This window comes from Polaromonas sp. (assembly GCF_012927485.1).
Classification (GTDB): domain Bacteria; phylum Pseudomonadota; class Gammaproteobacteria; order Burkholderiales; family Burkholderiaceae_C; genus Polaromonas.
On the sequence record NZ_JABBPC010000003.1, the window covers coordinates 1 to 24,565 of the forward strand.

Genomic DNA, 24,565 nt, shown 5'->3' on the forward strand with positions numbered 1-24,565 from the left:
CCGACAGGTGCAATCCCCGGTGCCGGGGCTATCGTCAGCCCTGCGATTCCAGTAGCTCCCACGACGCCTCCGGGCGCGAGCGCAGCACCAGACTCCGCCGCATCCGGCAATATCTTCTCGCCGCCTATTGAGACCACGCCGGCAAGCCCGTATCAGCCGCCAATGGGAATGCCGGCTGTAAGGAGCGGCCCGTGACACTGACTGATGCGCTTCAATCCGGTACCCATCAGACCACGAACAACTGTGTACTGCACACTAAACCGAATGGCTTCACGCTGATCGAGTTGCTGGTTACGCTGACGCTCTTAAGCATCATCGCGTTAACGGCAATGCCATTGGCTGAAATCGCAAGCGTTCGAGTGAAGGAATACGAACTGCGCCAAGCCCTGCGTCAAATACGAACGGCATTGGATCAGTACAAAGCGGCCTCCGATGCCGGCTTGATTCCCAAGGCGGTTGGGGAATCGGGTTATCCGCCTTCGCTCGACCTCTTGACAGCGCCGATCACAAGTACCAAGGAAGCCGTGAATTTGCCGCTTATTTTTATGCGCAGCCTGCCCAGGGATCCATTCAATATCGACCCTACACTCGCTGCGGCCAGCACTTGGTCACCGCGCAGTTACGTCAGTCCGGTTGACGACCCCCAACCTGGCAGCGATGTTTTTGACATTCACTCGCAGTCCCCCAAAACGGGACTAAACGGCCTCCGATATGACCACTGGTAACGCTATGCAAAAAAATGGACGGTTGTCAGTTGCGGGTTTTACGCTGATTGAACTTGTTGTGGTCATTAGCATCATTGGCCTGCTGCTGAGCTTGGCGGCACCGCGTTACTTTGCCAGTATTGAACGCGGGAAAGAATCCGTACAGCAGCAAAATATTTACTCCTTGCGCGACGCGATTGACAAATTTTTCGGCGACAACGGGCGCTATCCAGAGACTTTGGAGGAACTAGTTTCAAAGCGTTATTTGCGAGCAATGCCAGTAGATCCATTTACGCAGCAGACCGACTGGATCGCAGTACCACCGCCAGACGAAACAATGACCGGGGTGTACGACATCAAGAGCGCCATGAATAAAGAGGAAGACCGCGATGTGGGCAAAAAGTCGCCGTAACGACGGATTTATCTTCCAATCGCACAAGGAACAAGGGGTAATGCTCTTGGGGTTGCTGATTTTCCTGGCTATTCTTGGGGTGGTTATGACAAAAACTGCCGAAGTTTGGTCAACCAGACTAGCGCGCGAACGAGAACAAGACCTGTTATTTGTTGGAGAGCAATATAGGGCGGCTATTGAACGGTATTACTACGCGACGCCAGGGCCGACTAAAGCGTTGCCACTTACCCTTGAGGATCTCGTAAAAGATGACCGCTTTCCTCAACCTCAGCACCATCTGCGCCAGCTCTATCTGGATCCCGTTCGAGGGGACGACACTTGGGGCGTGCTGCGACAAGGCTCAAGAATTACTGGTGTGTACAGTTTATCGGATCAAGTACCTCTGAAAAAAGCGGGTTTTGCTCCAAAATACGCCGAATTTTCTGCTGCACAGAGTTACAGGGGATGGCTGTTTATATTTCACCCACCGGCCGCCAAGATCGCAGGAAGCGCACTTCGTGCGGCGAATAAGAAACTGCCTAACCAGGCTGGCCCGTCGACTCTCAGGACACCATAGAAGGGTAAAGAATAATGAAACACCGCATCATGATTGTTGAAGATCACAACCTTTTGCGCGCGGGTCTGCGTTCGATGATCTCCGCCGTAGCTGACTTTGAGGTGGTTGCCGAAGCCCGAGATGGCAAGGAGGCCCTGCGCACAGCCATCGCTTTGGTCCCCGACTTGATCATGATGGATCTTTCAATGCCCAGCATGAATGGCATCGAAGCAACGATGCAAATCAAACGGCGCAGCCCTGGAATTCGCATTATTGCGTTAACGGTTTACAAGTCCCAGGAGTATGTTCGGGAAGCGTTGAAAGCTGGCGTCGACGGTTACGTTTTAAAGGACGCGACTTATGACGAACTGATTGTTGCGATACGCAGCGTTTTGAATGGTAAAAAGTTTTTGAGTCCTGACGTTTCGGGACAGGTCGTCAACAGCTACCTGAACGGGGACTCTACCGACAAACCCCAAACACCTTGGAATAAGCTCACCTCCCGGGAACGCTCTATCGTGAAACTGGTGGCGGAAGGACGCACCAATCGCTCCGCCGCTGAGTTTTTAAACGTCAGTCAAAAAACTATTGAGAAACACCGGGCCAGCCTGATGCACAAACTGGGACTGAAAAGCGCCACGGAACTGGTGCTGTTGGCGTTGGAACAAGGCTGGGTGGAGCGTGAACACATGAGCGGCTACGTCGACCTGAATTTCCCGGTAAGTGGCGTTGCTGAAGACGGTTTTGACCATACGCTGCTCGGTTCGAACAACGGTACGCCTACTGCGTAAGGTCCAGGCCCCGCGACTGACTGTGTTTGCGAAATTGATCAAAATTTCCCAGCGACCCCGGGTCTGTCCACTGGAAATCGTCGTTGTCAGATCCCCACGCCGCACTAACGGCGGTTCCTGATCCCTCGTGTGACCGGATACGGAAGACGCCATGCGACGCCTCGACACGTTCGCGCATGCTGTTGATACCGACACCCAAAAGACAGCTAGCGCCCAAGAGTAATCGTTCTGCATCAAAGCCCACTCCGTTATCGACCACGCCCGCCAAGAACCCGCCGTTATGAACCCGCACATAAATGAATACGCTGGTAGCCTGGGCATGCTTGGCGACGTTATTCATCGCCTCTTGAATCAATCGAAACATTGGGGTTTTGAACGAAACCGGAATATTTTCTTCTTTTATCTTTTCGTCCAGCGTGACACTGATGCCAGTGTGCGCTGCCTCGAATTGCCGGCAAAACCACTGCAGCGTTGGGAGTAGTCCGAGGTCATCCAACATGCTGGGCCGTAATTCCGTTGAAATTCGCCTCACCTCACCTACCGCGCCGCGCAGTTGAACGACCACCTCTTTCAAAATACTCTTGGACTCGTCAGTTTTTTCAGCATCAAGGCGGATCAATGCATCTTCTACCTGAAACTTCAGCGCGGTTAGCACTTGGCCCAAACCATCATGCAGGTCGGCGGCAATTTTCTTGCGCTCGGCTTCCTGGGTAAGTAGCAAAAAATTCGAGAGATAGTCCTGAATTGAGCCGGATCGAGCGAAGGCTTGATACAAAGCAGAACGCTGCTTTTCTGGCACCACAATGATCATGGCGCGTGCGGCACCCGACTGATCAAGGTCCAGAGGATGTACCAACATCGAAACCCGCTGTCTTTGGCCTCGGGTGTCAATCAGAAAGTCGTCCAGGGGGCGTGCTCCGAGCGCGCCCGGTTGTACCCTCATACGATCAATCAAGTCCAGTCCCGCCTGCACAAGCACATCAGCCAGCTGCAGGTCCAGAACGTCGGACTGAGTCGCATGCAGCATTCTCAGTCCCTGCTGATTGACGAAGGTGACCTTTCCGTCGCGGTCGCATATCAGGGTAGCGACCTTGAGCAAGTCAGTTAGCGCAGTGAACCGACCGCCAGCAATTTGCGCCTGAGCCTGGATATTTTTGATGGTACAAACAATTAAGTCTAGTTCGGTCATGGTGCAACCCAAATCTGCGTTACTCGCTGAATAATGACTGTGTAACACATCCCCTGAGAAAGGAGGGACGGAGCGCGTATTCGGTTTTCGAGCAGCCGCGATTAGCGATTGGAATCCCGGGTGCCCTACCCACCCGAAACGCTCTGAGTCAGATTTAGATACTCGCTCATTACTTGCTTCGCAGTGGGAAATCCCTCCAGCCGTACCCAAGAGTTGCCGTTACCCTGATTAAGAAAAATAAGTGGAGCGTGGTCCATTTTGTCGCCGCGAAACGCCTGAAAAGCTTTTTGCACGGCCACACTGGCCTGGGAGGTACCGGTGTAATACTGCCAACCTTCCCTGGCGGCAAATTTTTGACGGTATTCGCGCAAACGTGCAGGCGTGTCGTATTCTGGGTCAATAGAAACTGACACGATACGAACTTTGTCAGCATCCTTACCCAACATTTCCTGCGTTTGAGAAAGCACCTGGCTGGTCATGGGGCACACCGTTGTGCAACTGGTGTAAATAAACGCCAGGATCACGGGTTTGCCACCGTCCAGTTCACTGGCCAAATCTACTTGGGCACCATCTTGTCGGGTCAAAGTCACTTGCGGTATCAAGTAATTTCCAACACTACGTTTGACACCCGCATCCGACACGGCGATGTGATGATGAGAGTGCTGATCATGCTCACCTGCTTCAGCAGCCCTCAGCGATCCGGTGGTTCCCCACAAAGAAAGCAATGCGACAACCGCTACAACTGCACCTGCACTGCCGCTCGTCCCTGGATGTTTCATCAGATACTCCTCTCTTTTTTGGTAGTGGTTGCCTGCATTAGCCAAGTCCGGCCGCCTGTCGGTAGCGCTCAAGGACTTTAGGCACATATTTTTGAGTCTCTTCGTAAGGTGGAATCTTGTGCCCGGCTTTGACCACAGCCCCCTCTCCCGCGTTGTAGGCGGCAACCGCTAGCTCCATGTTTTGGTTGAAGTAATCCATCAGCCAGCGCAGATAGCGGCTACCTGCCAAAATATTATCGCGTGGGTCGAGCGAATTGATGCTGCCGAACCGCTTGGCGGTGGCGGGCATGAGCTGCATCAAGCCTTGCGCGCCTTTAATCGACAGCGCACGCGGGTTGTAGTTGGATTCTGTCTTGATGACCGCGTGAATCAACTCTGCAGGCAGCCTGGATGCCGCGCTGGCTTCAAGAATAAAAGACTGAAACGCCTCGGGTGACGCAGCTGCCCGGCGAGTCGGCAGGGTCTGAGTGAGTGATGCGGTGATGACCGGCGCACTGACAATTAGGGTTCGGGCCTCATCGGACACGATGTTTGAGAGAACAACAGCGCCGCTGTTAGATATACCACCAAAAATTTGCGCAACTGCAGGCTGCCCGGGCCCTAGCGTACCCCCCAGGACGATTGCCAATAGCGCAAGCTTTGTCATTTTTACCTCGGTTTTTAACGTCTTCCTTGACCACTGAACCCATAGTAGAGAGGCCGAACAATCAGCCAAATGGGTAGTCGCCCTACCTTCGCGCGGGGATGGGTCCGTCATTCAAGCCAACCGGCCAATCACTCACGCAAAGGCGAGCCAGCGAGTTGATACGCGTGAGGCTGACGCTGCTCTGGGTCGCCTCGGGGGCGTCAGCGCAAGACCGTGGGGGCGGAATCGTCAGGAGCCAGGACCGTGCGCAATAAGCAGCGCAACAGCTTCGAGTTCTAGCCGAATGCTGCTGGGCAGCATCTGCTATTTCTGTAATAGCAGACCCTAAGTGCCTATTTTTTTTGTTGCGCCGCTTTGCGGTCGGCGGCCACTTTTTGGGCCGAAGGACGCTCGCCGATAAATTTGACGTAGGTCTTATAATCCACATCCCCGGCTGTAAGCAGGTCTTCTCCCAGCACCGCCTTAGTGGCCATGGCCACCAGCGGCAAGCTGACGAAAGCAGCGCAGTCGGCTTGGGTAAAGGTGTCGCCCGCGACGAAAGGCGAGAACTTTGCGAGCCGCCTGAAGGCGGCGATGTTCTTTTCGAGCTGCTTGCGAACGCGGGCCTGACTGGACTCACTCACGGTTCCGCCAAAGAAGGCCTGCGGATACAGGTCGCGTGCGACCAGTTCCAGGTGCAGATCAATAAAGGTAATCAACTCGCGTACCTTGGCTGCGGCAAACGCGCCAGCCGGCAGTAGCGGCGGCTGCGGATACGCCGTCTCGATGTATTCCATGATCGCCTGACTCTCGCACAACGCGCCCTCCGGCGTGCGGATATAAGGAATCTTGGCCAACGGCGACGCCGCCAGTACCGCCTCATTTTTACTCATGATGGGGACCAGCTCTTCCGTGAAAGCCACGCCTTTTTCAAGCAGCGCGAGCTTGACTTTGTTGTAATAGTTGGAAATTGGGGAGCCGCAGAGGGTAAGCATGATAAGAGTCTCCTGATGTTGGCCTGCCAGTTTACGCGGCGCGAGCCCGAGGCGGTGCAACGACTGCGACAACGCCGACTAGCGGGCTAAGGCGGCTTGCCCGACAGCCTGCGTTTGAACAACAGCCAAGCCAGCAACGCACTGCGGGGACCGGCTGCCAGCAACCTGAAGACCAGCGCCAGCACGGTGAGGTTTACGCGGTAGGCGCGAGACCGGCTGCTAATGCGCTCGGCCGCATCGCCAGGCGCCGATCTTTTGCTGAAACCTTTCCGCTGACGTGATCCGGCCTTGCTGCAGTTGCCCGCCAGGTGGAATAGACCACTACCAGATGCTCCGCCCAGAGGATCAGGTCGCGCGCTTTGCTGAGATCGTCTTCAAGGGCCTGATCGCCTGGCGATTCTGTACGGACGTGAGGATCGAACTCAAGTGTCGCGAGAGCCAGTTGGCGCACGTCGGCGCCAATTTTTCGAGCCCCTTCCCCAAAGGCCAAAGCGAGCGCACCGGACAAGCTCGCGGTTCTGGGATGCCCGAGAACGATGAGCAGATTCATGATTTTCTGGTTCAGGATGCCGAACGCTTTGGTAGCTTCTGTTTAACGGGGCCAACGCCAGGTTGCAGGCAAGAACTGTCGCTACAGCCGAATGTCAGAGCCCAATCAAAGTCTAGCGAAGCATATTGCCCATGTTCAGGGCTGGCTTTGCGGTGTCGCTATTTTATGGTTTTCATCGCCCGTAGACGCCGCATTGAGCGTTCACTGAACTCGCCCTGAAAAACCAACCGACACCAAGAGCCAGCGGGTTCCCCTAAAGCTCAGGTTCCCAATTCGGGCGTCAAGCGCCTCCGCGCCGGCTGCTTCAAACGCGGGCTGGCGATCGCCCGACCGGGGTCTGCTCCGGCTTGTGCCGGCAGCACAAAGCGGCTTATGAGCGCAGCCAGTTCAAGAGCTTGCCCGCGCAGGCTCTCGGACGCAGAGGCTGACTGTTCCACCAAGACCGAGTTTTGCCGGGTCATGTGGTCAAGCCGCGAGACCGCGGAGTTGATCTGGGCAATGTCGCGGGTTTGGGCCTCGGTGGCGCCTGTCACCTCGCTAATGGTGTGCGCCACCGTCTGGATGGCCTCCACGATGTGGGTCATCGTCTGGCCCGCATGGTCCACCAGATGGGCGCCGGTTTTCACCCCTTGCACCGATGCATGAATCAGCGACTTGATTTCCCGGGCGGCCTTGCCAGACAAGGTGGCCAAACTCCGCACTTCGGCGGCCACCACTGAAAAAGAGCGCCCATGTTCACCCGCGCGAGCTGCCTCCACGGCCGCATTCAGCGCCAGAATATTGGTTTGAAAGGCAATGCCGTCAATCACGTTAATGATGTCCTCAATGCGACGGGAAGACTGGTGGATCTCCTGCATGGTGCTCACTATCTGAGTGACCGCCGTGCCGCCCTGAACCGCCAGAATGGCCGCCGCCGAGGCCATTTCTTCGGCCCGGTGGGCCGCCTCGGCCGAGTTCCGAACGGCCTGCGTGATCTGCTCGAGTGAAGCGGCAGTCTGTTGCAGACTGGCGGCCGCCTCCTCGGTCCGGATCGAGAGGTCAGCGTTGCCACTGGCGATATCGGTCGATGCACTGCTAATGCTTTGGGTCGAGCCGCGCACCTGCCGCACCAACGTGCGGAGCGCGCCCTGCATCACGCCCAGCGAGGTAAGCAATTGGCCGGCTTCGTCGCGCCCGTGTCCTTCGATGTCGTGACGCAAGTCCAGTCTCGCCACGCGATCGGCAGTATCACTCGCCAGGCGGATGGGTTGCGTGATGGTACGTACCAGCCACAGTGAAAGCACCGTGCCTAAAATCAGCGCCGCGACGCTGAACACGATGAGTGCGATGCGCGCTCTGACGCTCCACAGTGCAATCTGGCTGGCAGCGGCATCAATAGCCCGGCGCTGGGACTCGGCTAAGGCCGCGACGCCGGCCAGCAACGCAGTGGATGAAGGCAGGAAACGCTCCGAATACACCTTTCGGATGTGTTCAGTCAATCCGGTGTCGTGCGCTACCACGAGCTCGGATCGGGCGATCGAGAAATCCTTGTCAGCAGCGCTTATTGTCTTTAGCAAGGCTTGTTCCTGGGGGGTCTGCATACGTTTCGCCAGAAGCCTCATAAGTGTGTCGTAGCGCTGCTGCGTGGCCATGATATCGGCCGCAAGGATTTCTCCCACCTCGGGCTCGGCGCTAAGGGCCATTGCCTTGTAAGTCACCGCGTTGATTTGCTGGTACCGGAAGGCATCGGCCACCAGCCTTTCCGTCGTCATGCTTTGTTCCACCATTTGGCTGGTTGCGCCATCCACACGGTACAACGACCAAAGCCCAATGGCTGAGCCGACGAGGGTCAGCAGAAGAATAGTGAAAAAGGTGGCAAGCATGCGCCTGCCAAGTGTGTTGTGAGGCTTGAAGGTTGATTCTTGCATAGGGGTGTCAAGCGCAATGTCGCGGTTCAGAACCCCTGTGCGAAATTCGGTTCATCGGCAATGAAGGGGATCGGCGAGCGACTGCCTGCGGCTTTATTGGACAGGCTTTCTGTGACGACATGATGTCAGCGCGGTCAAAACTAGTAGGCACAAGGCGGTTTGTCACCACGTTACGGGCTCACGCCTTGCCATGTTGACCGCCATTGGGCAAAGGATCCGCTGCGTCTGGAGGTGTCACGTCAACTCTTTGCCTTGGTTTGGACAAGCTCGTTTGCCAAGCGCCCGCAACTGTTCTCATAATCGCCTATGAATTCGAAACAAGCTGTTCCCTGCACCAGAAGCTATTGCCTGCCAACAGGCTTCCTTTTTGCCGCCCTGCTTTCTGTCTTGGGCGCTGCACAGGCGGCCGGGCCTCCTGCTCCTCGCGCCTCCGAAGCACCTGCCCGATCTACTCAGCATCCCCTTGTAGGAAGCTGGACCTGGAGGCTGCCGGGTAAGTCTTGCGCAGAAACCTACCAATTTCGGCCCGACGGTACCCGGACAGGATCCAGCGGCGAAGAAGTGACGCAAGGGAATTATGAGGTCTCGCCGGTACCGAGCCTCCTGGGTTTTTACCGGCTTGTGGAAACCCTCAGTGAAAGCAATGGCAAAAAAGATTGCTCGGGCGATTTGCATGAGGCGTCGGCTGATGGGGCAACCCGCTATATTCAGCTCAGCCCCAAAGGAGACCAGTTCATTATTTGCAAAGCCGAGTCGCTCAAAGCCTGTTTTGGACCTTTGAAACGGGTGCCCGGATAGCGCGGGTCACTCTGCGCGAATGAGCGACTGCAAAAAACCCGGCTGAAAATGAAGGGCGATGTAATCCGCCAACCCGTCAAACACCGAATCCAGTGTGGGCGTGGCGGCGCCAAACAGGGCCTGCAATACGCGAGGGTCTTCAAATAGTCCATGCAAATACAGGCCCAGCACATTACCCGCTGCGTTTTGCCAGGCCAGGCCTTCCGGCATCACCGGGTAGGCAATATCCCCTGCTGCAGCCATGGCGGAATGAGGTGCTGTTTGGCCGTGGTGAATTTCATAGCCTGGCACTTCAACACCTGACAGGCCAGCCCAGCACCCTCTCAGCGCCGTAAACGTGACTCGCCGGTGCTGCACCGTTTTGGCTCCTTCAAACACCGTCACCACAGGCAGCAGCCCCAGGCCGGGGCCATTGCCGTCTATACCGTGGGGGTCAATCAAGGCTTCACCCAGCATTTGCAGTCCGCCGCAAATGCCCAATACCGGCCCTCCCCTGCGGGCGTGGGTCGCGATGGCCTGATCCAAGCCCTGCGCGCGCAGCCAGGACAAGTCGGCGCTGGTGTGTTTGGAACCGGGCAGGATGATCCAGTCCGCGTCCGCCAACTCGGCCGGGCTGCGTACCCACTTCAGACGCACGCCCCGCACGTTTTTTAAAGGCTGGAATTCATCCAGGTTGCTGATGCGCGGATAGGCCACGACGGCGACGAGTTTGGTCACCGCACCCGTTGCAAAGCCAGGGGTGGTGCTGCGATCGTCAAAAACACCGTCTTCTTCAGGCAGACCATGCCGCCACCACATCGGCAGCGTGGCAACGGTGGGCACCCCGGTCAGGTCTTGCAGCATTTGCGGGCCAGGGGCGAGCAAGCTGGCGTCGCCACGGAACTTGTTGAGGACAAAGCCTCTGAGCAGCTTTCGCTCGGATTCGGTCAGCAATGCCCAGGTGCCGTAGAGATGGGCAAACGCGCCGCCTCGGTCAATGTCGGTCACCAGCAGGCAGGCGGCGTTGGCGTGCTGCGCCACCCGCATGTTGACGATGTCGCTCGATGCGAGGTTGATCTCCGCTGGCGAGCCAGCGCCTTCGATGACCACTACGTCGTTCTCTTGCAACAGCGCATCCAGCGCTTGCGCCACCACGGGCCAGACCGCCGCACTGCGGCTGCGCCATTCCATGCGCGAGAGTTCCGCGTTCACCTGCCCCATCAAGACAACCTGGCTTTGCGTATCCTTCTCGGGTTTGAGGAGCAGCGGGTTCATGCGGATGTCCGGTACGGCGCGCGCAGCCAACGCCTGAAAATACTGGGCACTACCGATTTCTCCGCCTGCGACGACACGGGCGTTATTGCTCATGTTCTGCGCCTTGAAGGGCGCGACTTTCAAGCCCTGGCCTGCGTAAAAACGGCACAGTGCGGTGCTGAGCCAGCTTTTTCCCGCGCCACTCGTCGTGCCTAAAACCATGACACTTTTTGCACTCATGGCGTTTTCCTGATGACGTGTTGGCAGGCTTGCGCTAGCGCATCTTGCCCGGCGGGTGCTTGCACGCTGACTCGCACGTAGCCAGGCAAACCGAACGAGGCCGTGTCGCGCAGCTTGATCCCCTGCGAGCGCAGTGCGGCCAAAGCTTGCTGCAACGTCATGGCCGCGGACAGTAGCGGACGAACGCAAAAAAAGTTGGCGTGACTCGGCACGCAAGTCCAGCCCATGGATTCACACAGAGCAATTTGACGTGCCTTCCAGTCGCGCAAGGTGTGCCGGCTGTCTGCCAGCCAAGTTTGCACGTTGCTGCGAGTCCATGCCTGCAGCATCGCCACACCATGGGCGCCGACGGGCCACGAAGGACACAGCTGCTCCAGCGCTTCAACGGCTTCCTCCGCCTCCAAGGGCGCGATTACATAGGCCGCACGCACGCCGGTCAGACCCAGCGCCTTGTTGGGCGTCCAGAGCTGCCAGACGGTGTGCAGTTGCGCGTCGGTAAGCGCCAGTGCGCCGCTAAGCCGCAAGGGCTCGTAGGCGCGGTCAAGCACGACCACGGCATTGGCCTCAATTCCATCAACCAGCTCGCCCAAACCCGGCTGCGCAGCGCCGAGCGGGCTGGAGGGTTCGCACGCCCAGCGCAGTGCTGCTGTCTCAGCACCGGTCACTACCGCCAGACCGTAGGCGCGGGCGGCTTGCGCGTAATCACCATAGCTGTGCGGCGGCAAGCAGATGGTTCGGCCGGCCTGCCGCGCAACCAGCGCTGTGATGCGAAATATAAACTCGCTGGCACTGGCCGCCAGCAGAACGCGCTGAACAGTCACGTCGTGGAATTTAGCGAGCTGCTGCCGCAAAGCGGTGTAAGCCGGATCCGGGTACTGGCTGGCATCGGCTTGCCGAACGGCTAGCAGCGCTGCCGGGCAAGGCCCACAGGCGTTGCTGTTGGTCGAGAAGTCGACGAGCGGAACGCCTTGATGATCGGGCCCACCGTGAGCGCGCAGGTAGATTGGTCTTTCCGCGCTCATAAGGCCACTTCCAGCGCAACTAAAACAATGCTTAATAGCGCCGCTATAACAAGGACTACAAGCGTTTTGAATGCATATTTTTGGGCTAAAAAGGTGTCTGAGGCCTGAGGTCGTCGGCCCGCTGGATTCAGCGTGTACACACCGGGCTTTCCCAGGCGAACGCCTAGCATCAAAGCCATGGTCGCCATTGGCCAGCCGCTGTTAGGTGACGGTGTTTTGCGGGCTTCACTGCACAGGGCTTTAAGAGGCAATTTGTGCTCCCCCGGCACGACCAGCATCAACATCAAGGCGGTCAGTCGCGCTGGCACCCACGACAGCACATCATCAGCCCAAGCGGCCCATTTGCCGGCCCATTCCCAGTACTGCCCCCGGTGCACACCACGGTAGCCCCACATGGCATCCGCCGTGTTGGCAAAACGGTAAACGGCGGCGCCCGGTAGTCCGAACAAAACAAACCAAAAAATGGGTGCAACCACCGAGTCGTTCAGGTTTTCAGCCAGCGATTCAATCGCGCTCTCGCGCACTTCGCTTTCGCTCAGCTGCGAGGTGTCGCGGCTGACCAGCCACGACAGGCGCTCACGTCCCGCTTGTAACGATTGATCAAGCGCTGACTCGACCGCGCCTACCTCGTCGCGCAGCATGCGCCAGGACAGCATGGACTTGAGCAGCCAGCCCATCAGTATGATTAGCGGCACGGCCATCAGCGCATGGGTTAGCCTGCTCTTCGACCCCAACATCGCACTGACGCCCACCATCTGCTGGAAAGCTAAGGACTGCAAGCCCCACGCCATCGCGCCGACCACCACGGTACCCAGCCACCACGCAAAAGCACCCAGCAGAAACGCAAAGGCAGGTGAGCAGCGCACAGTGAGTCCGCCACACCTTTCGAGGTAGCGCCCGATCCAGACCACCGGATGAACCGAATTGGGCGGCTCGCCCCAGCGCCCGTCGATCCACATCGCCAGTAGCAACACAGCGATCAACATCAGCGCCAGGCAACCGGCCATGCCGGCGCGACTCAGGAAGGGGTGAAAGTCGTCCCAGGTCGCCAGCACGTCAGGCATCCGAACGTGCGACGCAGCCATTCATCAGCGACCGGTGCCACTCACAAGACAGTCGCCGGCCGGCACAATCCGGTGCGCATTTCATTGGGGCAAGTTCATTCGCGGGTTTCTGATTTCATGAACACTCTTTAGATAGATTTTAAAGGGGTGTTGCACTTCACTTTTTAGGCTGCCCAGCCCCTCCGCAGGGTCTACTCTAAATTGAGCTCCTGAATCTTGCGCGTAATGGTGTTGCGCCCTATACCCAACTTTTGAGCCGCCTCAATGCGGCGACCGCGTGTGCTGACCAGGGCGGTCTGAATTAACTTCGATTCGAAACGGCGCGTCAAAACCTCCCACACATCGCTGCGCCCGGAGGACAGCAGGGCCATGGCCTCGGCCTCCAATCCGCTTTCCCAGCTTTCATCGTTGTGTCCGTTTTCCACAAGCTCGACCAAAGACCGAGGGTGCGACTCGGGGGCCGCAGGCTCGGGCATATAAGTGGCAGAGACCGCTGCAGGAGGATCGCTTTTCTCCGGTTTGGCGACCGCTATTTTTTCCGCCAGCGCCAAGGCCGGTGCCACCACTGGCAGAGCGCTCAGCACTTCAGGCGGGAGATCTTTGGGTTCAATCACTTGTGCGGGAGCCATGACAGTAAGCCAGTGGCAGATGTTTTCAAGCTGGCGCACATTGCCTGGAAAACCGAAGCTACTCAACTGCTGCAAGGCCGCATCTGAAATGCGCTTGGGATCCACACCCAATTGCTTGGCGCCTTGTTGCAGGAAGTGTCGTGTCAACATGAAGACATCTTCGCGCCGCTCTCGCAAGGCGGGCAAGCGCAGGCGAATCACATTGAGGCGGTGAAACAGGTCTTCCCGAAAACCTCCGTCCTTCACGCGCTGCTCCAGGTCCTGATGCGTGGCTGCAATCACGCGCACATTCGCTTTGACAGCGGTGTGGCCGCCCACGCGATAAAAGTGCCCATCGCTCAGAACGCGCAACAGCCGCGTCTGCAGGTCATAAGGCATGTCGCCAATCTCGTCTAGAAACAGCGTGCCACCGTCGGCTTGCTCAAAACGACCGCGCCGCATTGTCTGAGCGCCGGTGAAGGCCCCGCGCTCATGACCGAACAGCTCGCTTTCCAACAGATCCTTCGGGATGGCTGCGGTGTTGATGGCGATGAACGGCCCATTGGCGCGTGGCGAATGCTTGTGCAGCGCGCGTGCCACCAATTCTTTACCCGAGCCCGATTCCCCCGTGATCATCACGGTCACCATGCTCTGGCTCAAGCGGCCAATGGCTCGAAATACATCCTGCATGGCGGGCGCCTGGCCCAGCATTTCCGGGGCCGCCGCCATCCGCTCTTCTGCAACTTCCTCCCGCTGGCTTTCCTCGACCGCACGGCGAATGAGCTCAACGGCTTTGAGCAGATCGAACGGCTTTGGCAGGTATTCGAACGCACCGCCTTGAAAGGCGGAGACGGCGCTGTCAAGATCCGAGAACGCCGTCATGATGATGACCGGCAAACCAGGAAGTTTTATCTTGATTTTTTCGAGCAAATCCAGGCCAGAGCCTCCGGGCATGCGGATGTCGCTGACGAGAATTTGTGGCCCGTCATCCTCTGTCGCAACTTCCAGGGCCGCCAGAACTTCACGGGGATTGGTAAAACTGCGCGTGGGCAAGCCTTCGCGAAGCAAAGCCTTTTCCAGCACAAACCGGATCGACTGGTCATCGTCAACAATCCAGATCGGTTTCATATTTATTATCCCTTTGGTACTACCCGTTATCAGTGAAATGAAAGACCCCCACGACACATCAAGGCAGCGGTATGAGAAGCTTGAAGTCGGTACGTCCCGGCACGCTGTCGCACTCAATCAAACCGTGGTGTTGCTGAACAAAGGTTTGCGCCAGTGTGAGCCCCAGCCCCGAACCGCCCTCTCGCCCTGATACCAGGGGATAGAAGATCCGGTCTTTGATGGAGTCCGGCACGCCCGGTCCATTGTCAACAACATGCAATTCCAATGCCAGGCGATAGCGCTGCTTGCCAAAAGTCACTTGGCGGGCGATTCGGGTCTTGAAGGTGATCTGCGCATCGCCTGCCGAAATGCGCTCTGCCAGCGCCTGAGCCGCGTTGTGGGCGATGTTCAGCACGGCCTGGATCAGCTGCTCGCGGTCGCCGCGAAAATCGGGGATCGAGGTGTCATAGTCCCGCATCACCCGCAGTCCCTTGGGAAACTCCGCCAGGATAAGAGAACGAACCCGTTCACTTACTTCGTGGATATTCACGTCACCCACCAAGTGCGGGCGGCGATGCGGTGCGAGCAAACGGTCTACCAGAGTTTGCAGCCGGTCGGCCTCGTGGATGATGACCTGTGTGTACTCGGTCAGATCCTTGTCGATTTCCATTTGCAACAGTTGCGCTGCACCACGAATGCCCCCCAATGGGTTTTTAATTTCGTGCGCCAGATTGCGAATCAGTTCTTTATTAGCTTGTGCCTGGTCGAACAGGCGTTCCTCGCGGTCTTGTTTAGCCTGCTGCTCAAGGGGCAGCAACTCCACGATCGCTTCGCCCGCCGTGTCGGTTTGCGCGACCACCACGTGCACGGGCAGCGGCTCGCGATTTAATCGCCTTAGCCACGCGTCATAACGCAGCGCTGCAAACTCATTGCTGCTGGCGCCTTCCAGCGCATTTTGCAGAATCAGCGGTTCGGTAAAACAGTCTGGAAGCTGTGAGCCTTCTATGGTGCGACGGGACAGGCCAAGAGCGTCTTCAAGCGCCGCATTGGCAAACACGACGCATCCGTTGGTACGGACGACCGCTACCAGCGTAGCCAAAAGATCAAACGATTGAAAGCGCGGTGGCCCCGAAACCGTGGCAGAAGATAAAGCGGCGTGAAGGGGTGGGTTGGCAGGCTTGTTCAAGCCATCCATTTTGTCTTAAAAGGCGCGGCAGCTGCGCCAAAGGCCGATTTGCAAGGCCTAATGCGCGGTGGGCAGACGGGAAATCTCTCGTTTGATGCCGGCAATGTCGCTTTGGTTGCGTACGATGCCGTCTTTAAGTTCAGCCACGCGATCCAAGTAGCGCTGGTAGTTACGCCCTTCGATCCCTTGCTTTTCGGGCTCGCCGTTGTTGTATTCCTTTTGCTGCTCCACCAGCTTCGCCTCGGCCTTCTTGAGTTCTTCTTCGAGAATGCCGCGCGTGTCGCTATCGCGGGAACGCTGCTCAGCGCTGCCCTCACTGCGCTGCCCGCTCGAAGCAGTCGCTGCGGCCACGCGCGCGGGGCCTTTTGACAAGGGCATTCCTTGCACCACAGTGACATTGCCGCCGGACACCGGCTTGCAGTTGCGGGTTTGGGCGTCCTTGACATTATTGATGTATTCGGGGGCACCTGCGCCGGGTACAACGCAACGGTAAATCTGCTGCGCCCAAGTGGCACTCGCGGTAACGGCCAGCAGCAAGGACACGGTAGACAAGAACAAGGCGTGTTTCATACGAAATTTCCGGTGCCCAGGAAGGCAAGATCAGCTGTTAAGTATGCGACAAAGTGACAAAAATACAAAGCCGACAAAGCCATAATCTTCAAAGCAATAAAAAAGGACGGCGAATGCCGTCCTTTTAACCACAGACTGAAAATTACAGAGAGTAGTACATCTCAAATTCGATCGGATGGGTTGCTTGACGCAAACGCGTTACTTCACCCATCTTCAGTTCTATGTAAGCGTCCAGCATGCTGTCGGTGAACACGCCACCTTTGGTCAGAAAGCCTCGGCCCGCATCCAGTGCGTCCAGCGCCTGGTCCAGGCTGTGGCACACGGTGGGCACTTTTGCATCTTCCTCGGGCGGCAGATGGTATAGATCTTTGGTGGCGGCTTCGCCAGGATGAATCTTGTTTTCCACGCCGTCCAGGCCTGCCATCATCAAAGCGGCGAAGCCGAGGTAGGGGTTCATCAGAGGATCGGGGAAACGTGCTTCGATGCGGCGACCCTTGGGGTTTGCCACATAAGGAATGCGAATTGAAGCCGAACGATTTTTGGCCGAGTAAGCCAGTTTGACCGGTGCTTCGTAGCCGGGAACCAATCGCTTGTAGCTGTTGGTGCCGGGGTTGGTGATCGCGTTCAGGGCACGAGCGTGCTTGATAATGCCGCCCACATAATACAAGGCGAAATCAGACAGGCCTGCATAGCCGTCGCCGGCAAACAGGTTTTTACCGTCTTTCCAGATGGACTGATGCACGTGCATGCCGGAACCGTTGTCGCCAACGATGGGCTTGGGCATGAATGTAGCCGTTTTTCCGTACGCGTTCGCGACGTTTTGCACGACGTATTTCATCACCTGCGTCCAGTCGGCGCGCTCCACCAGCGTGCTGAACTTGGTACCAATTTCATTCTGGCCCGCACCCGCCACTTCGTGGTGGAACACCTCGACGGGAATCCCCAGCGATTCGAGTATCAGGGACATTTCAGCCCGCATGTCTTGCGTGCTGTCCACAGGCGGCACCGGGAAGTAACCCCCCTTGACGGTGGGACGATGGCCGCGATTGCCGCCTTCGAGTTTTTTACCCGAATTCCAGGGCGCTTCGTATTCTTCAATTTTGAAGAAGGTACCCGACATGTCGGTGTTCCAGCGCACGTCGTCAAAAATGAAAAATTCAGGCTCGGGTCCAAAGAAAGCCGTATCACCCAAACCGGAGGCCTTGAGGTACGCTTCAGCGCGCTTGGCGATCGAGCGTGGATCGCGGTCATAGGCCTTGCCGTCGCTAGGTTCGACCACGTCGCAGCTCATGAACAGCGTCGTTTCTTCAAAGAAAGGATCGATGTTCGCCGTGTTGGCGTCAGGCATGAGTTGCATGTCAGAAGCTTCAATACCCTTCCATCCAGCAACCGATGAGCCGTCAAATGCGTGGCCCGAGGTGAACTTGTCTTCGTCAAAGTGGGACACTGGCACAGTCACGTGCTGCTCTTTACCCCGGGTGTCGGTGAATCGGAAGTCAACGAATTTAACTTCGTTTTCCTTGACCATTTTCATGACGTCTGCGACGGTCTTTGCCATCAAAATCTCCTGTTGCTGAATGGGTGGTTGAAAAAATTGTTTTCGGACCTGCTGAACGCACGTTTTGTGCCAAAGCCAATGGCTATCCAGTATTTTCCTAAACCGTCGATTGTGCCGCCATCTGGGGACGGTTCAGGGCTTCTCTTGATTAAAATCCAAAAGAGGGTCTTTATGCACCACAAAGGTGCTTTCTGTTCATGCACTTTTATGATGCAAAAACTATCGCACCAATTCAGGCCCTAGTTTCAGGTCAAACTTGTGCAGCCCCGCTAGCAAGGCCGGATAGGCCTGGTCGACAGCATCAGGCGGACCTTTCACACCCAGTTCAATATGGCGTCCATGCTCGGGGTGATCCACACTGGGTAAACTGAAAACTTTGATCCCGGTATGCGCGGCTTCAACAGCGAGCATCAGCGGTGTCAGGGTGGCCTCCATAGCCCCCATCACGATGACCGATTTCTCGATCCAGGCAGCGGTCTTGAACAGATGCGGGTAGTGCGTGTCGAGCACCCATTCGATCATGGGCCAAGCCATGACCGGAAACCCCGGCACAAAGTGAATCGTGCCACAACTAAAGCCAGGAATTCCGTTAAACGGGTTGGGAATGATTTGCGCCCCTGCCGGAAAGACGCCCATGTTCAGCCTGTGAATGTTGTCTGCCCGATTCGGCTCGTAAACGATTCCATGCTCCTTGGCCAGATTCTGCATGCGCAGCCGAATCATGGCTTCGGCTTCAGGGTGCAGGGCAAGATCTGCCCCTAAAGCCCTAGCCGCACACTGCCGAGTGTGGTCGTCCGGCGTAGCCCCAATGCCGCCGGTGGAAAACACCACATCACCGGACGCAAAAGCACGCTTTAAGGTAGCGGTAATTCGCTCAGGGGAGTCGCCCACGTAGTGGGCATACTCAAGCTGCAGACCACGCACCTTGAGCAACTCGATGACTTTGGGGAGATGCTTGTCAGCACGTTTACCTGACAGGATTTCATCGCCAATGATGACAAGTCCAAAATGTGTGGTCATGAAAGGAAGGTCTTGAAGTTATGACAGGAGATCGGACTGGACGCCGAGCGGCCTAAAGCTGGGCGAGAGTTCCGTAGGCGCCTCGGGAAGCTGTTTGTTTGCCCCTGATTCAGGCGCTAGAACCGCCTGCGGATCAAGCGCGGAAACCGGCGCGAGTGCATTGTTTTTCTTGCGGAGTTGCTCCAAGGCTGCCAGCGTGTAATGGGTAAACCAGAGCGACGAAAACACAAAAACCAACGTGTAGATCCAGATGGCCAATGGCACCAGAATAGGCGCCATGGCCACAAACATCGCGCCTGAAGCCCAAAGCAAACTTGGCGCAGCACCCAGGTAACCGCTGATCACGCCAATCCCTAACAACGGCGCCCGGTTCTCCCTGAAAATCTGGTGTCGCTCCTCGCTGCTCGCGTGCTCCACCAGCGAGTCATACGACATCACGCGGTAGGTCAGCCAGCCCCAGATCAATGGGGGCAAAATCAAAATCAGCGGCGGAATCAGCCACAGTGGAATCGACACCAGCAACGCAATTATTGCCAGTGCGGTAGATCCGAGTGACCAGAACAGGCTAGCCAGCATCGAGCCGCCTTTTCTGCGCTCCAACTGAGGGAAGCGCCGTTCAGCCACCAAAGCCACCATGGCCGGCGTCATGAACATCGCCACAAACAGCAGCGTGGTAATCACGATCACGGGAATTGCCAAAAACAGCAGCAGCACAGGGGCGAGAACGAGGCGAAGACTGGTCAGCCCCAGTCCGTCCAGCCAATGAACCATCGCGTTGACCAATTCGTAACTCTCAAGGTTGCTCCGCACCGCCGTGAGCGCACTTTCCCAAAAGAAATAACCCAAGCCAAGCGAAAGTATCCCCATGATGACAACCGGCAGCACGGACAGGGCGATGACGCGGGGATGCAGGCAGTACATGGCAGCGCGCCAGAAGGAATCAAGAAGCTTACTCATAAAGGAAGGATACCGCGATTGGCCAGGTGGTGGCTGTGGCTCGGGCTTGAAGTGAAATTGATTGGTCCCGTCGGGATACGCAAGCCGTCTTCGACTTCTATCCGATTGAGGTCCTGCCTGAGTCAGGGCGCGGCGGCAATGCTGGCCAGATCCTGCGTCGTCAGCCAGCGCCAGGCCCCGGGTTTCAAATCATCCGGCAATGGCAAGTTGCCAATACGCGAGCGGTGCAGGCCCTCCACCCGGTTGCCCACTGCGGCAATCATGCGTTTGACCTGGTGGTACTTGCCCTCTGTCAGCGTCAGGCTCAACTGCAAATCGCCCATTTTTTCACAGGTGGCAGCCCGAACTGGCTTGGGGTCGTCGTCCAGGACTACGCCAGCCAGCAATTTCTGAATCTGTTTTTCGTCCACCGCGTGTTTGAGTGTCACCTCATAAACCTTGGGCACATGGTGTCTGGGTGAACTCATGCGGTGAATAAACTTGCCGTCGTCCGACAGCAGCAGCAAGCCGGTCGTGTCCTGGTCCAGCCGCCCTACCGCTTGTACGCCAGCCGCCGCACCACCGCCGCGCTGCCGAACCGCGGCGGGCAACAAGGTGTAGATACTGGGGTAGCTGCTGGGCTTTTGGGAACACTCGTAGCCTGCGGGCTTGTGAAGCATCAAATATGCCTTTTCATGATATTCCCAAGCCACGCCTTGCACAGTAAAGTGCAGGTCTTTTGCTTCGAATTCCATCGCTGAATCCGTACAAGTGGCTCCCGCAACGGCCACAAAACCTTGTTGAATCAGCCCGGCACAAATACGGCGCGTACCAAAGCCCTGAGAGAAAAGAATTTCCTGCAATTGCATGATGACCATGGCGCTATTGTCGCCCAGCGGCCTCGCTGCTCCTCCTGTCCGAGGACGCCAGATCGGACAGCCCTCGAGCGGCTGCAACGAACTGTTGTTGCAGCCCTCAAACGGGGGGACCACTTTTGCAAAGGACGAAAACGGCTCACTACTTCGTACCCCCACCGATTATGCAGACCACCCCTAGGACCGCACGACCGCCAAAACAAGATTCAAGCGAACATCGGAGTTTTGCTCAGTTGGCGGGCAAGCGCCTGACAAACTCAGTTGGCCAGATGCTTCCAGGTATCAATCACCGTATCCGGGTTAAGCGAAATTGAACCAATGCCCTGCTCTTTCAGCCACAGGGCCAAGTCGGGATGGTCGCTCGGGCCTTGGCCGCAGATGCCAATATATTTGCCTTGCCGCTTGCAGGCCGAAATGGCTAGGCTGAGCAGCGCTTTTACAGCGGGATCGCGCTCGTCAAAGTCTTTGGCGAGAATCTCCAAACCCGAATCGCGGTCCAGGCCGAGTGTGAGTTGGGTCAGATCGTTCGAGCCAATGGAAAAACCGTCGAAGTACTCCAGAAACTGATCGGCCAGTAACGCATTACTCGGCACTTCGCACATCATGATGACGCGCAAGCCCTGCTCACCCCGTTTGAGGCCGTGCTGGGCTAGCAGTTCCGTCACGGCCTTGGCCTGGCCGAGTGTTCGCACAAACGGCACCATGACCTCCACGTTGGTCAGACCCATGTCATTGCGCACGCGCTTAAGCGCCTCACACTCCATGGCAAAAGCTTCCCGAAAATCGGTGCTGATGTAGCGCGCCGCGCCGCGAAAGCCCAGCATTGGGTTTTCTTCTTCGGGCTCATAGCGGGAACCCCCAATCAGCTTGCGGTACTCGTTGGACTTGAAGTCCGACAAACGAACAATCACCGACTTAGGCCAGAACGCCGCTCCTATGGTGGCAATGCCTTCGGCAACCTTGTCGACATAAAACGCGCGGGGTGAGGCATGGCCGCGCGCCACACTTTCCACCGCTTTTTTCAAATCGCTGTCGATGTTCGGGTAATCCAGGATCGCCTTGGGATGCACGCCGATATTGTTGTTGATGATGAACTCAAGCCGCGCCAAGCCAACACCCTGGTTGGGCATCTGGCAAAAGTCAAAGGCCAACTGAGGGTTACCCACATTCATCATGATCTTGATGTCGATGGGCGGCATCTGACCGCGCTTCACTTCGGTGACTTCGGTTTCCAGCAAGCCGTCGTAAATGTTGCCGGTATCCCCTTCCGCACAACTCACGGTTACCAGCATGCCGGTTTTAAGCATTTCCGTTGCGTCGCCGCACCCGACCACCGCAGGAATACCGAGCTCACGCGCGATGATTGCCGCGTGGCAAGTGCGGCCACCGCGGTTGGTTACGATGGCGCTCGCACGCTTCATCACCGGCTCCCAGTTCGGGTCGGTCATGTCGGTCACCAGTACGTCGCCCGGCTGAACTTGATCCATCTGGCTGATATCGTGCACGATTCGGACTGGGCCGGTTCCGATCTTTTGGCCGATAGCCCGGCCCACGGCCAGCACGGTGCCAGTACCCTTGAGTTTGTAGCGCTGCTCTGCCTTGCCTTTGGCTTGACTTTTTACGGTTTCAGGGCGTGCCTGCAAAATATAAAGCTCTCCGTCAATGCCGTCCTTACCCCATTCCACGTCCATGGCGCGACCGTAATGGCCTTCGATAATCAGTGCGTAACGGGCGAGTTGTTCCACATCTTCATCGGACAGAGAGTAGCGGTTGCGCAACTCAATCGGCACATCGGTAGTCTTGACGAGCTTGCCGCTGATTTTTTTTTCTTCCGCCGTAGTGAACTCCATCTGCAGCAGCTTGGAGCCGAGATTGCGACGAATCACGGCGCGATTGCCCGCCTTCAACATAGGCTTGTGCACATAAAATTCGTCTGGGTTCACAGCGCCCTGAACGACTGTTTCGCCCAAGCCGTAGCTTGAGGTAATAAAGACCACGTCTTCAAAACCGCTTTCGGTGTCGATAGTGAATATCACCCCCGCCGCACCCAAATCGCTGCGCACCATGCGCTGTACGCCGGCCGACAAGGCCACATCGGCATGGGCAAAGCCCTTGTGCACGCGATAGCTGATGGCGCGGTCGTTGTAAAGCGAGGCGAACACTTCTTTCATCTTGTGCAGCACGTCTTGAATGCCGACCACGTTCAAAAAGGTTTCTTGCTGGCCAGCAAACGAGGCGTCGGGCAGGTCTTCGGCGGTGGCAGACGAGCGGACCGCAAAGCTGGCTTGCGCATTGCCGGCGCTTAGCAAAGCAAAGCTCCTGCTCACGGCCTGTTCGAATTCCGGCGGAAAGGGCTGGGCTTCAACGAGAGCCCGGATCTTGGCTCCCGCTTCAGCAAGTGCTCGCACGTCGTCGGTGTTGAGCGCATCCAGCAGCGCATTGATTTTTTTGTCCAGCCCGTCGTAAGCCAGAAATACGCGAAAGGCGTGTGCTGTAGTGGCAAATCCAGTCGGGACTCGCACGCCCTCAGGCCCGGTCGGCAATTGCGAGATCATCTCACCGAGACTGGCGTTCTTGCCACCCACGGCCTCGACATCGGTCATTCTCAAGTTTTCAAACGGTACGACCAGGGCGGTCGCCTCAAACAAGTTGGACATAGAAATACTCCGGGAGGTTTAAAAACTGGGGTATTGGCCGTGCGCGGCGTGCAACCTGATTGTTGTTTTAGGGGGTTGAAGCGGGGCAAGGCATGACAATCTGGATAATTCCTACGATTGTAGGGGCCAGTTGCCGGATGTGCCCCTACCCCACCTTTCACTTGCCTGGACGGCCCACCATGTCTGATCGCACCGTATATTTCATCTCCGACGGCACCGGAATTACCGCCGAAACCTTTGGCAACGCCATCCTGGCTCAATTCGAGCTAAAACCGCGTCACGTCCGCCTGCCATTCATAGACAGCGTGGATAAAGCGCACCAGGCTATTCGGCAAATCAATCACACAGGAGAACTAGAAGGCAAGCGGCCCATCGTATTTACGACGCTGGTGAATATGGATATTCTGGCGGTTATCAAAACCCACTGCAATGGCATGCTTCTGGACATGTTCGGCATATTTGTGGCGCCGCTGGAAAATGAACTTGGAATCAAATCAAACCACCGCGTGGGCCGCTTTTCGGACGCCTCCAAAAGCAAGGAATATGACGACAGGATTGAGGCGATCAATTTTTCGCTGGCCCATGACGATGGCCAGAGCAACCGGGATCTGCAAGGCTCAGACGTCATTCTGGTCGGCGTCAGCCGCAGCGGCAAAACGCCGACCTCGCTGTATCTGGCCATGCAGTATGGCCTTAAGGCCTCTAACTACCCGCTAATTCCCGAAGACTTTGACCGCCGCCAGTTGCCACCCGCGCTGGTGTCACACCGTAAAAAAATCTTCGGCCTGACGATTTCGCCAGAACGCTTGAGCCAGATCCGCAACGAACGTCGACCAAACTCCGTTTACGCAAGCCTGGACAACTGTCGCACCGAAATTCATGAGGCGGAAGCCATGATGCGTCGGGAAGGCATACGCTGGCTTTCCACCACCACCAAGTCGATCGAAGAGATTGCCACGACCATCCTGCAGGAGATCAGACCAGAGCGGCTGGAATACTGATAGGTGGTGTCGCGTTAGCGCCTGATGAACCTGCTCCGTGCGGGGGCGAAGCCGGCCCCTGGGACTGGACGGACTTGCCTGTTTGCGCCAAACCCGAAATGACCCGTTTGCATGGCACATGCTGCTATTGCACTGACCACGATATTGCCTTGAAGAGTGCTGTCCAATGAAATCTGCAAGAGAATTACGCTGATTCATTTGAC

Annotated in this window: 22 protein-coding genes; 5 read left to right on the forward strand and 17 right to left on the reverse strand. The window is 57.0% G+C overall.

The window, feature by feature from the left end:
* The first annotated feature begins 191 nt into the window (after positions 1–191).
* Genes HHJ16_RS00150 through HHJ16_RS00165 form a run of 4 tightly spaced genes read left to right on the forward strand, consistent with a single transcriptional unit; the run spans position 192 to position 2,442 of the window.
* Positions 192–725: a type II secretion system protein gene (locus HHJ16_RS00150; RefSeq protein WP_293639690.1), complete on the forward strand. Its 534-nt coding sequence runs from the start codon at positions 192–194 to the stop codon at positions 723–725.
* Between the two features lie 4 nt (positions 726–729).
* Positions 730–1,116, forward strand: coding sequence for a type II secretion system protein (locus HHJ16_RS00155; RefSeq protein WP_293639691.1), 387 nt, complete (start codon positions 730–732; stop codon positions 1,114–1,116).
* Positions 1,094–1,672, forward strand: coding sequence for a type II secretion system protein (locus HHJ16_RS00160; protein ID WP_293639692.1), 579 nt, complete (start codon positions 1,094–1,096; stop codon positions 1,670–1,672). Before HHJ16_RS00155 ends, HHJ16_RS00160 begins: the two co-directional genes overlap by 23 nt.
* Before the next feature lie 14 nt (positions 1,673–1,686).
* Positions 1,687–2,442, forward strand: coding sequence for a response regulator transcription factor (locus HHJ16_RS00165; RefSeq protein WP_293639693.1), 756 nt, complete (start codon positions 1,687–1,689; stop codon positions 2,440–2,442).
* Here the strand turns inward: HHJ16_RS00165 and HHJ16_RS00170 are convergent.
* The 17 genes from HHJ16_RS00170 to ppsA form a co-directional block, all read right to left on the reverse strand.
* Positions 2,432–3,631, reverse strand: a complete 1,200-nt coding sequence (locus HHJ16_RS00170; protein ID WP_293639694.1) for a histidine kinase — start codon at positions 3,629–3,631, stop codon at positions 2,432–2,434. The two genes, HHJ16_RS00165 and HHJ16_RS00170, sit on opposite strands and share 11 nt — an antisense overlap.
* Positions 3,632–3,756: 125 nt before the next feature.
* Complete coding sequence (locus tag HHJ16_RS00175; RefSeq protein ID WP_293639695.1) at positions 3,757–4,410, reverse strand: SCO family protein; 654 nt, start codon at positions 4,408–4,410, stop codon at positions 3,757–3,759.
* Positions 4,411–4,447: 37 nt separating this feature from the next.
* Positions 4,448–5,056: a lytic transglycosylase domain-containing protein gene (locus tag HHJ16_RS00180; protein ID WP_293639696.1), complete on the reverse strand. Its 609-nt coding sequence runs from the start codon at positions 5,054–5,056 to the stop codon at positions 4,448–4,450.
* 332 nt (positions 5,057–5,388) lie between these two features.
* On the reverse strand, positions 5,389–6,030 hold the full coding sequence (locus HHJ16_RS00185; protein WP_293639697.1) for a glutathione S-transferase: 642 nt from the start codon (positions 6,028–6,030) through the stop codon (positions 5,389–5,391).
* 193 nt (positions 6,031–6,223) lie between these two features.
* Positions 6,224–6,580: an NAD(P)H-dependent oxidoreductase gene (locus HHJ16_RS00190; RefSeq protein WP_293639698.1), complete on the reverse strand. Its 357-nt coding sequence runs from the start codon at positions 6,578–6,580 to the stop codon at positions 6,224–6,226.
* Between the two features lie 260 nt (positions 6,581–6,840).
* Positions 6,841–8,442, reverse strand: a complete 1,602-nt coding sequence (locus HHJ16_RS00195) for a methyl-accepting chemotaxis protein (RefSeq protein WP_293639700.1) — start codon at positions 8,440–8,442, stop codon at positions 6,841–6,843.
* Between the two features lie 849 nt (positions 8,443–9,291).
* Positions 9,292–10,758: a cobyric acid synthase gene (locus tag HHJ16_RS00200; protein ID WP_293639702.1), complete on the reverse strand. Its 1,467-nt coding sequence runs from the start codon at positions 10,756–10,758 to the stop codon at positions 9,292–9,294.
* Positions 10,755–11,780 (reverse strand): aminotransferase class I/II-fold pyridoxal phosphate-dependent enzyme, encoded by a 1,026-nt coding sequence (locus tag HHJ16_RS00205; protein ID WP_293639704.1) that lies wholly within the window; start codon positions 11,778–11,780, stop codon positions 10,755–10,757. The genes HHJ16_RS00200 and HHJ16_RS00205 overlap by 4 nt, the downstream gene beginning before the upstream one ends.
* Positions 11,777–12,787, reverse strand: a complete 1,011-nt coding sequence (cbiB, locus tag HHJ16_RS00210; protein WP_293639833.1) for an adenosylcobinamide-phosphate synthase CbiB — start codon at positions 12,785–12,787, stop codon at positions 11,777–11,779. Before cbiB ends, HHJ16_RS00205 begins: the two co-directional genes overlap by 4 nt.
* A gap of 248 nt (positions 12,788–13,035) precedes the next feature.
* The gene (gene ntrC, locus HHJ16_RS00215) at positions 13,036–14,580 is read right to left on the reverse strand and encodes a nitrogen regulation protein NR(I) (RefSeq protein ID WP_293639706.1); all 1,545 of its coding nucleotides are present in this window, start codon (positions 14,578–14,580) and stop codon (positions 13,036–13,038) included.
* A gap of 58 nt (positions 14,581–14,638) precedes the next feature.
* Positions 14,639–15,754, reverse strand: coding sequence for a nitrogen regulation protein NR(II) (gene glnL, locus HHJ16_RS00220; protein ID WP_293639708.1), 1,116 nt, complete (start codon positions 15,752–15,754; stop codon positions 14,639–14,641).
* 48 nt (positions 15,755–15,802) lie between these two features.
* Positions 15,803–16,315, reverse strand: coding sequence for a hypothetical protein (locus HHJ16_RS00225; RefSeq protein ID WP_293639709.1), 513 nt, complete (start codon positions 16,313–16,315; stop codon positions 15,803–15,805).
* A gap of 142 nt (positions 16,316–16,457) precedes the next feature.
* Positions 16,458–17,873 carry a type I glutamate--ammonia ligase gene (gene glnA, locus HHJ16_RS00230; protein ID WP_293639710.1) on the reverse strand — a complete coding sequence of 472 codons (1,416 nt, stop codon included), beginning with the start codon at positions 17,871–17,873 and terminating at the stop codon, positions 16,458–16,460.
* Positions 17,874–18,092: 219 nt separating this feature from the next.
* Entirely contained in the window at positions 18,093–18,893 is an 801-nt protein-coding gene (locus tag HHJ16_RS00235) for a molybdopterin-binding protein (RefSeq protein ID WP_293639711.1), read from the reverse strand.
* A gap of 18 nt (positions 18,894–18,911) precedes the next feature.
* Positions 18,912–19,850: an EI24 domain-containing protein gene (locus HHJ16_RS00240; protein WP_293639712.1), complete on the reverse strand. Its 939-nt coding sequence runs from the start codon at positions 19,848–19,850 to the stop codon at positions 18,912–18,914.
* A gap of 122 nt (positions 19,851–19,972) precedes the next feature.
* On the reverse strand, positions 19,973–20,698 hold the full coding sequence (locus HHJ16_RS00245) for a 16S rRNA pseudouridine(516) synthase (protein ID WP_293639834.1): 726 nt from the start codon (positions 20,696–20,698) through the stop codon (positions 19,973–19,975).
* A gap of 263 nt (positions 20,699–20,961) precedes the next feature.
* Positions 20,962–23,361, reverse strand: coding sequence for a phosphoenolpyruvate synthase (gene ppsA, locus HHJ16_RS00250; RefSeq protein WP_293639713.1), 2,400 nt, complete (start codon positions 23,359–23,361; stop codon positions 20,962–20,964).
* A 179-nt stretch (positions 23,362–23,540) separates the two neighbouring features.
* On the opposite strand from ppsA, the gene HHJ16_RS00255 reads away from it, so the two are divergent.
* A complete protein-coding gene (locus HHJ16_RS00255) occupies positions 23,541–24,362 on the forward strand; it encodes a pyruvate, water dikinase regulatory protein (protein WP_293639714.1) in 822 nt (273 codons plus the stop codon).
* Positions 24,363–24,565: the final 203 nt, after the last annotated feature.

What these genes read in the sequence shown, in the direction of transcription:
- HHJ16_RS00235 (WP_293639711.1), bottom strand. Translation starts at nt 18,893, where the DNA reads ATGACCACACATTTTGGACTTGTCATCATTGGCGATGAAATCCTGTCA.
- HHJ16_RS00195 (WP_293639700.1), bottom strand. Translation starts at nt 8,442, where the DNA reads ATGCTTGCCACCTTTTTCACTATTCTTCTGCTGACCCTCGTCGGCTCA.
- HHJ16_RS00205 (WP_293639704.1), bottom strand. Translation starts at nt 11,780, where the DNA reads ATGAGCGCGGAAAGACCAATCTACCTGCGCGCTCACGGTGGGCCCGAT.
- HHJ16_RS00240 (WP_293639712.1), bottom strand. Translation starts at nt 19,850, where the DNA reads ATGAGTAAGCTTCTTGATTCCTTCTGGCGCGCTGCCATGTACTGCCTG.
- HHJ16_RS00190 (WP_293639698.1), bottom strand. Translation starts at nt 6,580, where the DNA reads ATGAATCTGCTCATCGTTCTCGGGCATCCCAGAACCGCGAGCTTGTCC.
- glnL (WP_293639708.1), bottom strand. Translation starts at nt 15,754, where the DNA reads ATGGATGGCTTGAACAAGCCTGCCAACCCACCCCTTCACGCCGCTTTA.
- HHJ16_RS00165 (WP_293639693.1), top strand. Translation starts at nt 1,687, where the DNA reads ATGAAACACCGCATCATGATTGTTGAAGATCACAACCTTTTGCGCGCG.
- HHJ16_RS00255 (WP_293639714.1), top strand. Translation starts at nt 23,541, where the DNA reads ATGTCTGATCGCACCGTATATTTCATCTCCGACGGCACCGGAATTACC.
- HHJ16_RS00160 (WP_293639692.1), top strand. Translation starts at nt 1,094, where the DNA reads ATGTGGGCAAAAAGTCGCCGTAACGACGGATTTATCTTCCAATCGCAC.
- cbiB (WP_293639833.1), bottom strand. Translation starts at nt 12,787, where the DNA reads ATGGCCGGTTGCCTGGCGCTGATGTTGATCGCTGTGTTGCTACTGGCG.
- HHJ16_RS00200 (WP_293639702.1), bottom strand. Translation starts at nt 10,758, where the DNA reads ATGAGTGCAAAAAGTGTCATGGTTTTAGGCACGACGAGTGGCGCGGGA.
- HHJ16_RS00225 (WP_293639709.1), bottom strand. Translation starts at nt 16,315, where the DNA reads ATGAAACACGCCTTGTTCTTGTCTACCGTGTCCTTGCTGCTGGCCGTT.
- ntrC (WP_293639706.1), bottom strand. Translation starts at nt 14,580, where the DNA reads ATGAAACCGATCTGGATTGTTGACGATGACCAGTCGATCCGGTTTGTG.
- HHJ16_RS00180 (WP_293639696.1), bottom strand. Translation starts at nt 5,056, where the DNA reads ATGACAAAGCTTGCGCTATTGGCAATCGTCCTGGGGGGTACGCTAGGG.
- HHJ16_RS00175 (WP_293639695.1), bottom strand. Translation starts at nt 4,410, where the DNA reads ATGAAACATCCAGGGACGAGCGGCAGTGCAGGTGCAGTTGTAGCGGTT.
- glnA (WP_293639710.1), bottom strand. Translation starts at nt 17,873, where the DNA reads ATGGCAAAGACCGTCGCAGACGTCATGAAAATGGTCAAGGAAAACGAA.
- HHJ16_RS00155 (WP_293639691.1), top strand. Translation starts at nt 730, where the DNA reads ATGCAAAAAAATGGACGGTTGTCAGTTGCGGGTTTTACGCTGATTGAA.
- HHJ16_RS00245 (WP_293639834.1), bottom strand. Translation starts at nt 20,698, where the DNA reads ATGCAATTGCAGGAAATTCTTTTCTCTCAGGGCTTTGGTACGCGCCGT.
- HHJ16_RS00170 (WP_293639694.1), bottom strand. Translation starts at nt 3,631, where the DNA reads ATGACCGAACTAGACTTAATTGTTTGTACCATCAAAAATATCCAGGCT.
- HHJ16_RS00185 (WP_293639697.1), bottom strand. Translation starts at nt 6,030, where the DNA reads ATGCTTACCCTCTGCGGCTCCCCAATTTCCAACTATTACAACAAAGTC.
- ppsA (WP_293639713.1), bottom strand. Translation starts at nt 23,361, where the DNA reads ATGTCCAACTTGTTTGAGGCGACCGCCCTGGTCGTACCGTTTGAAAAC.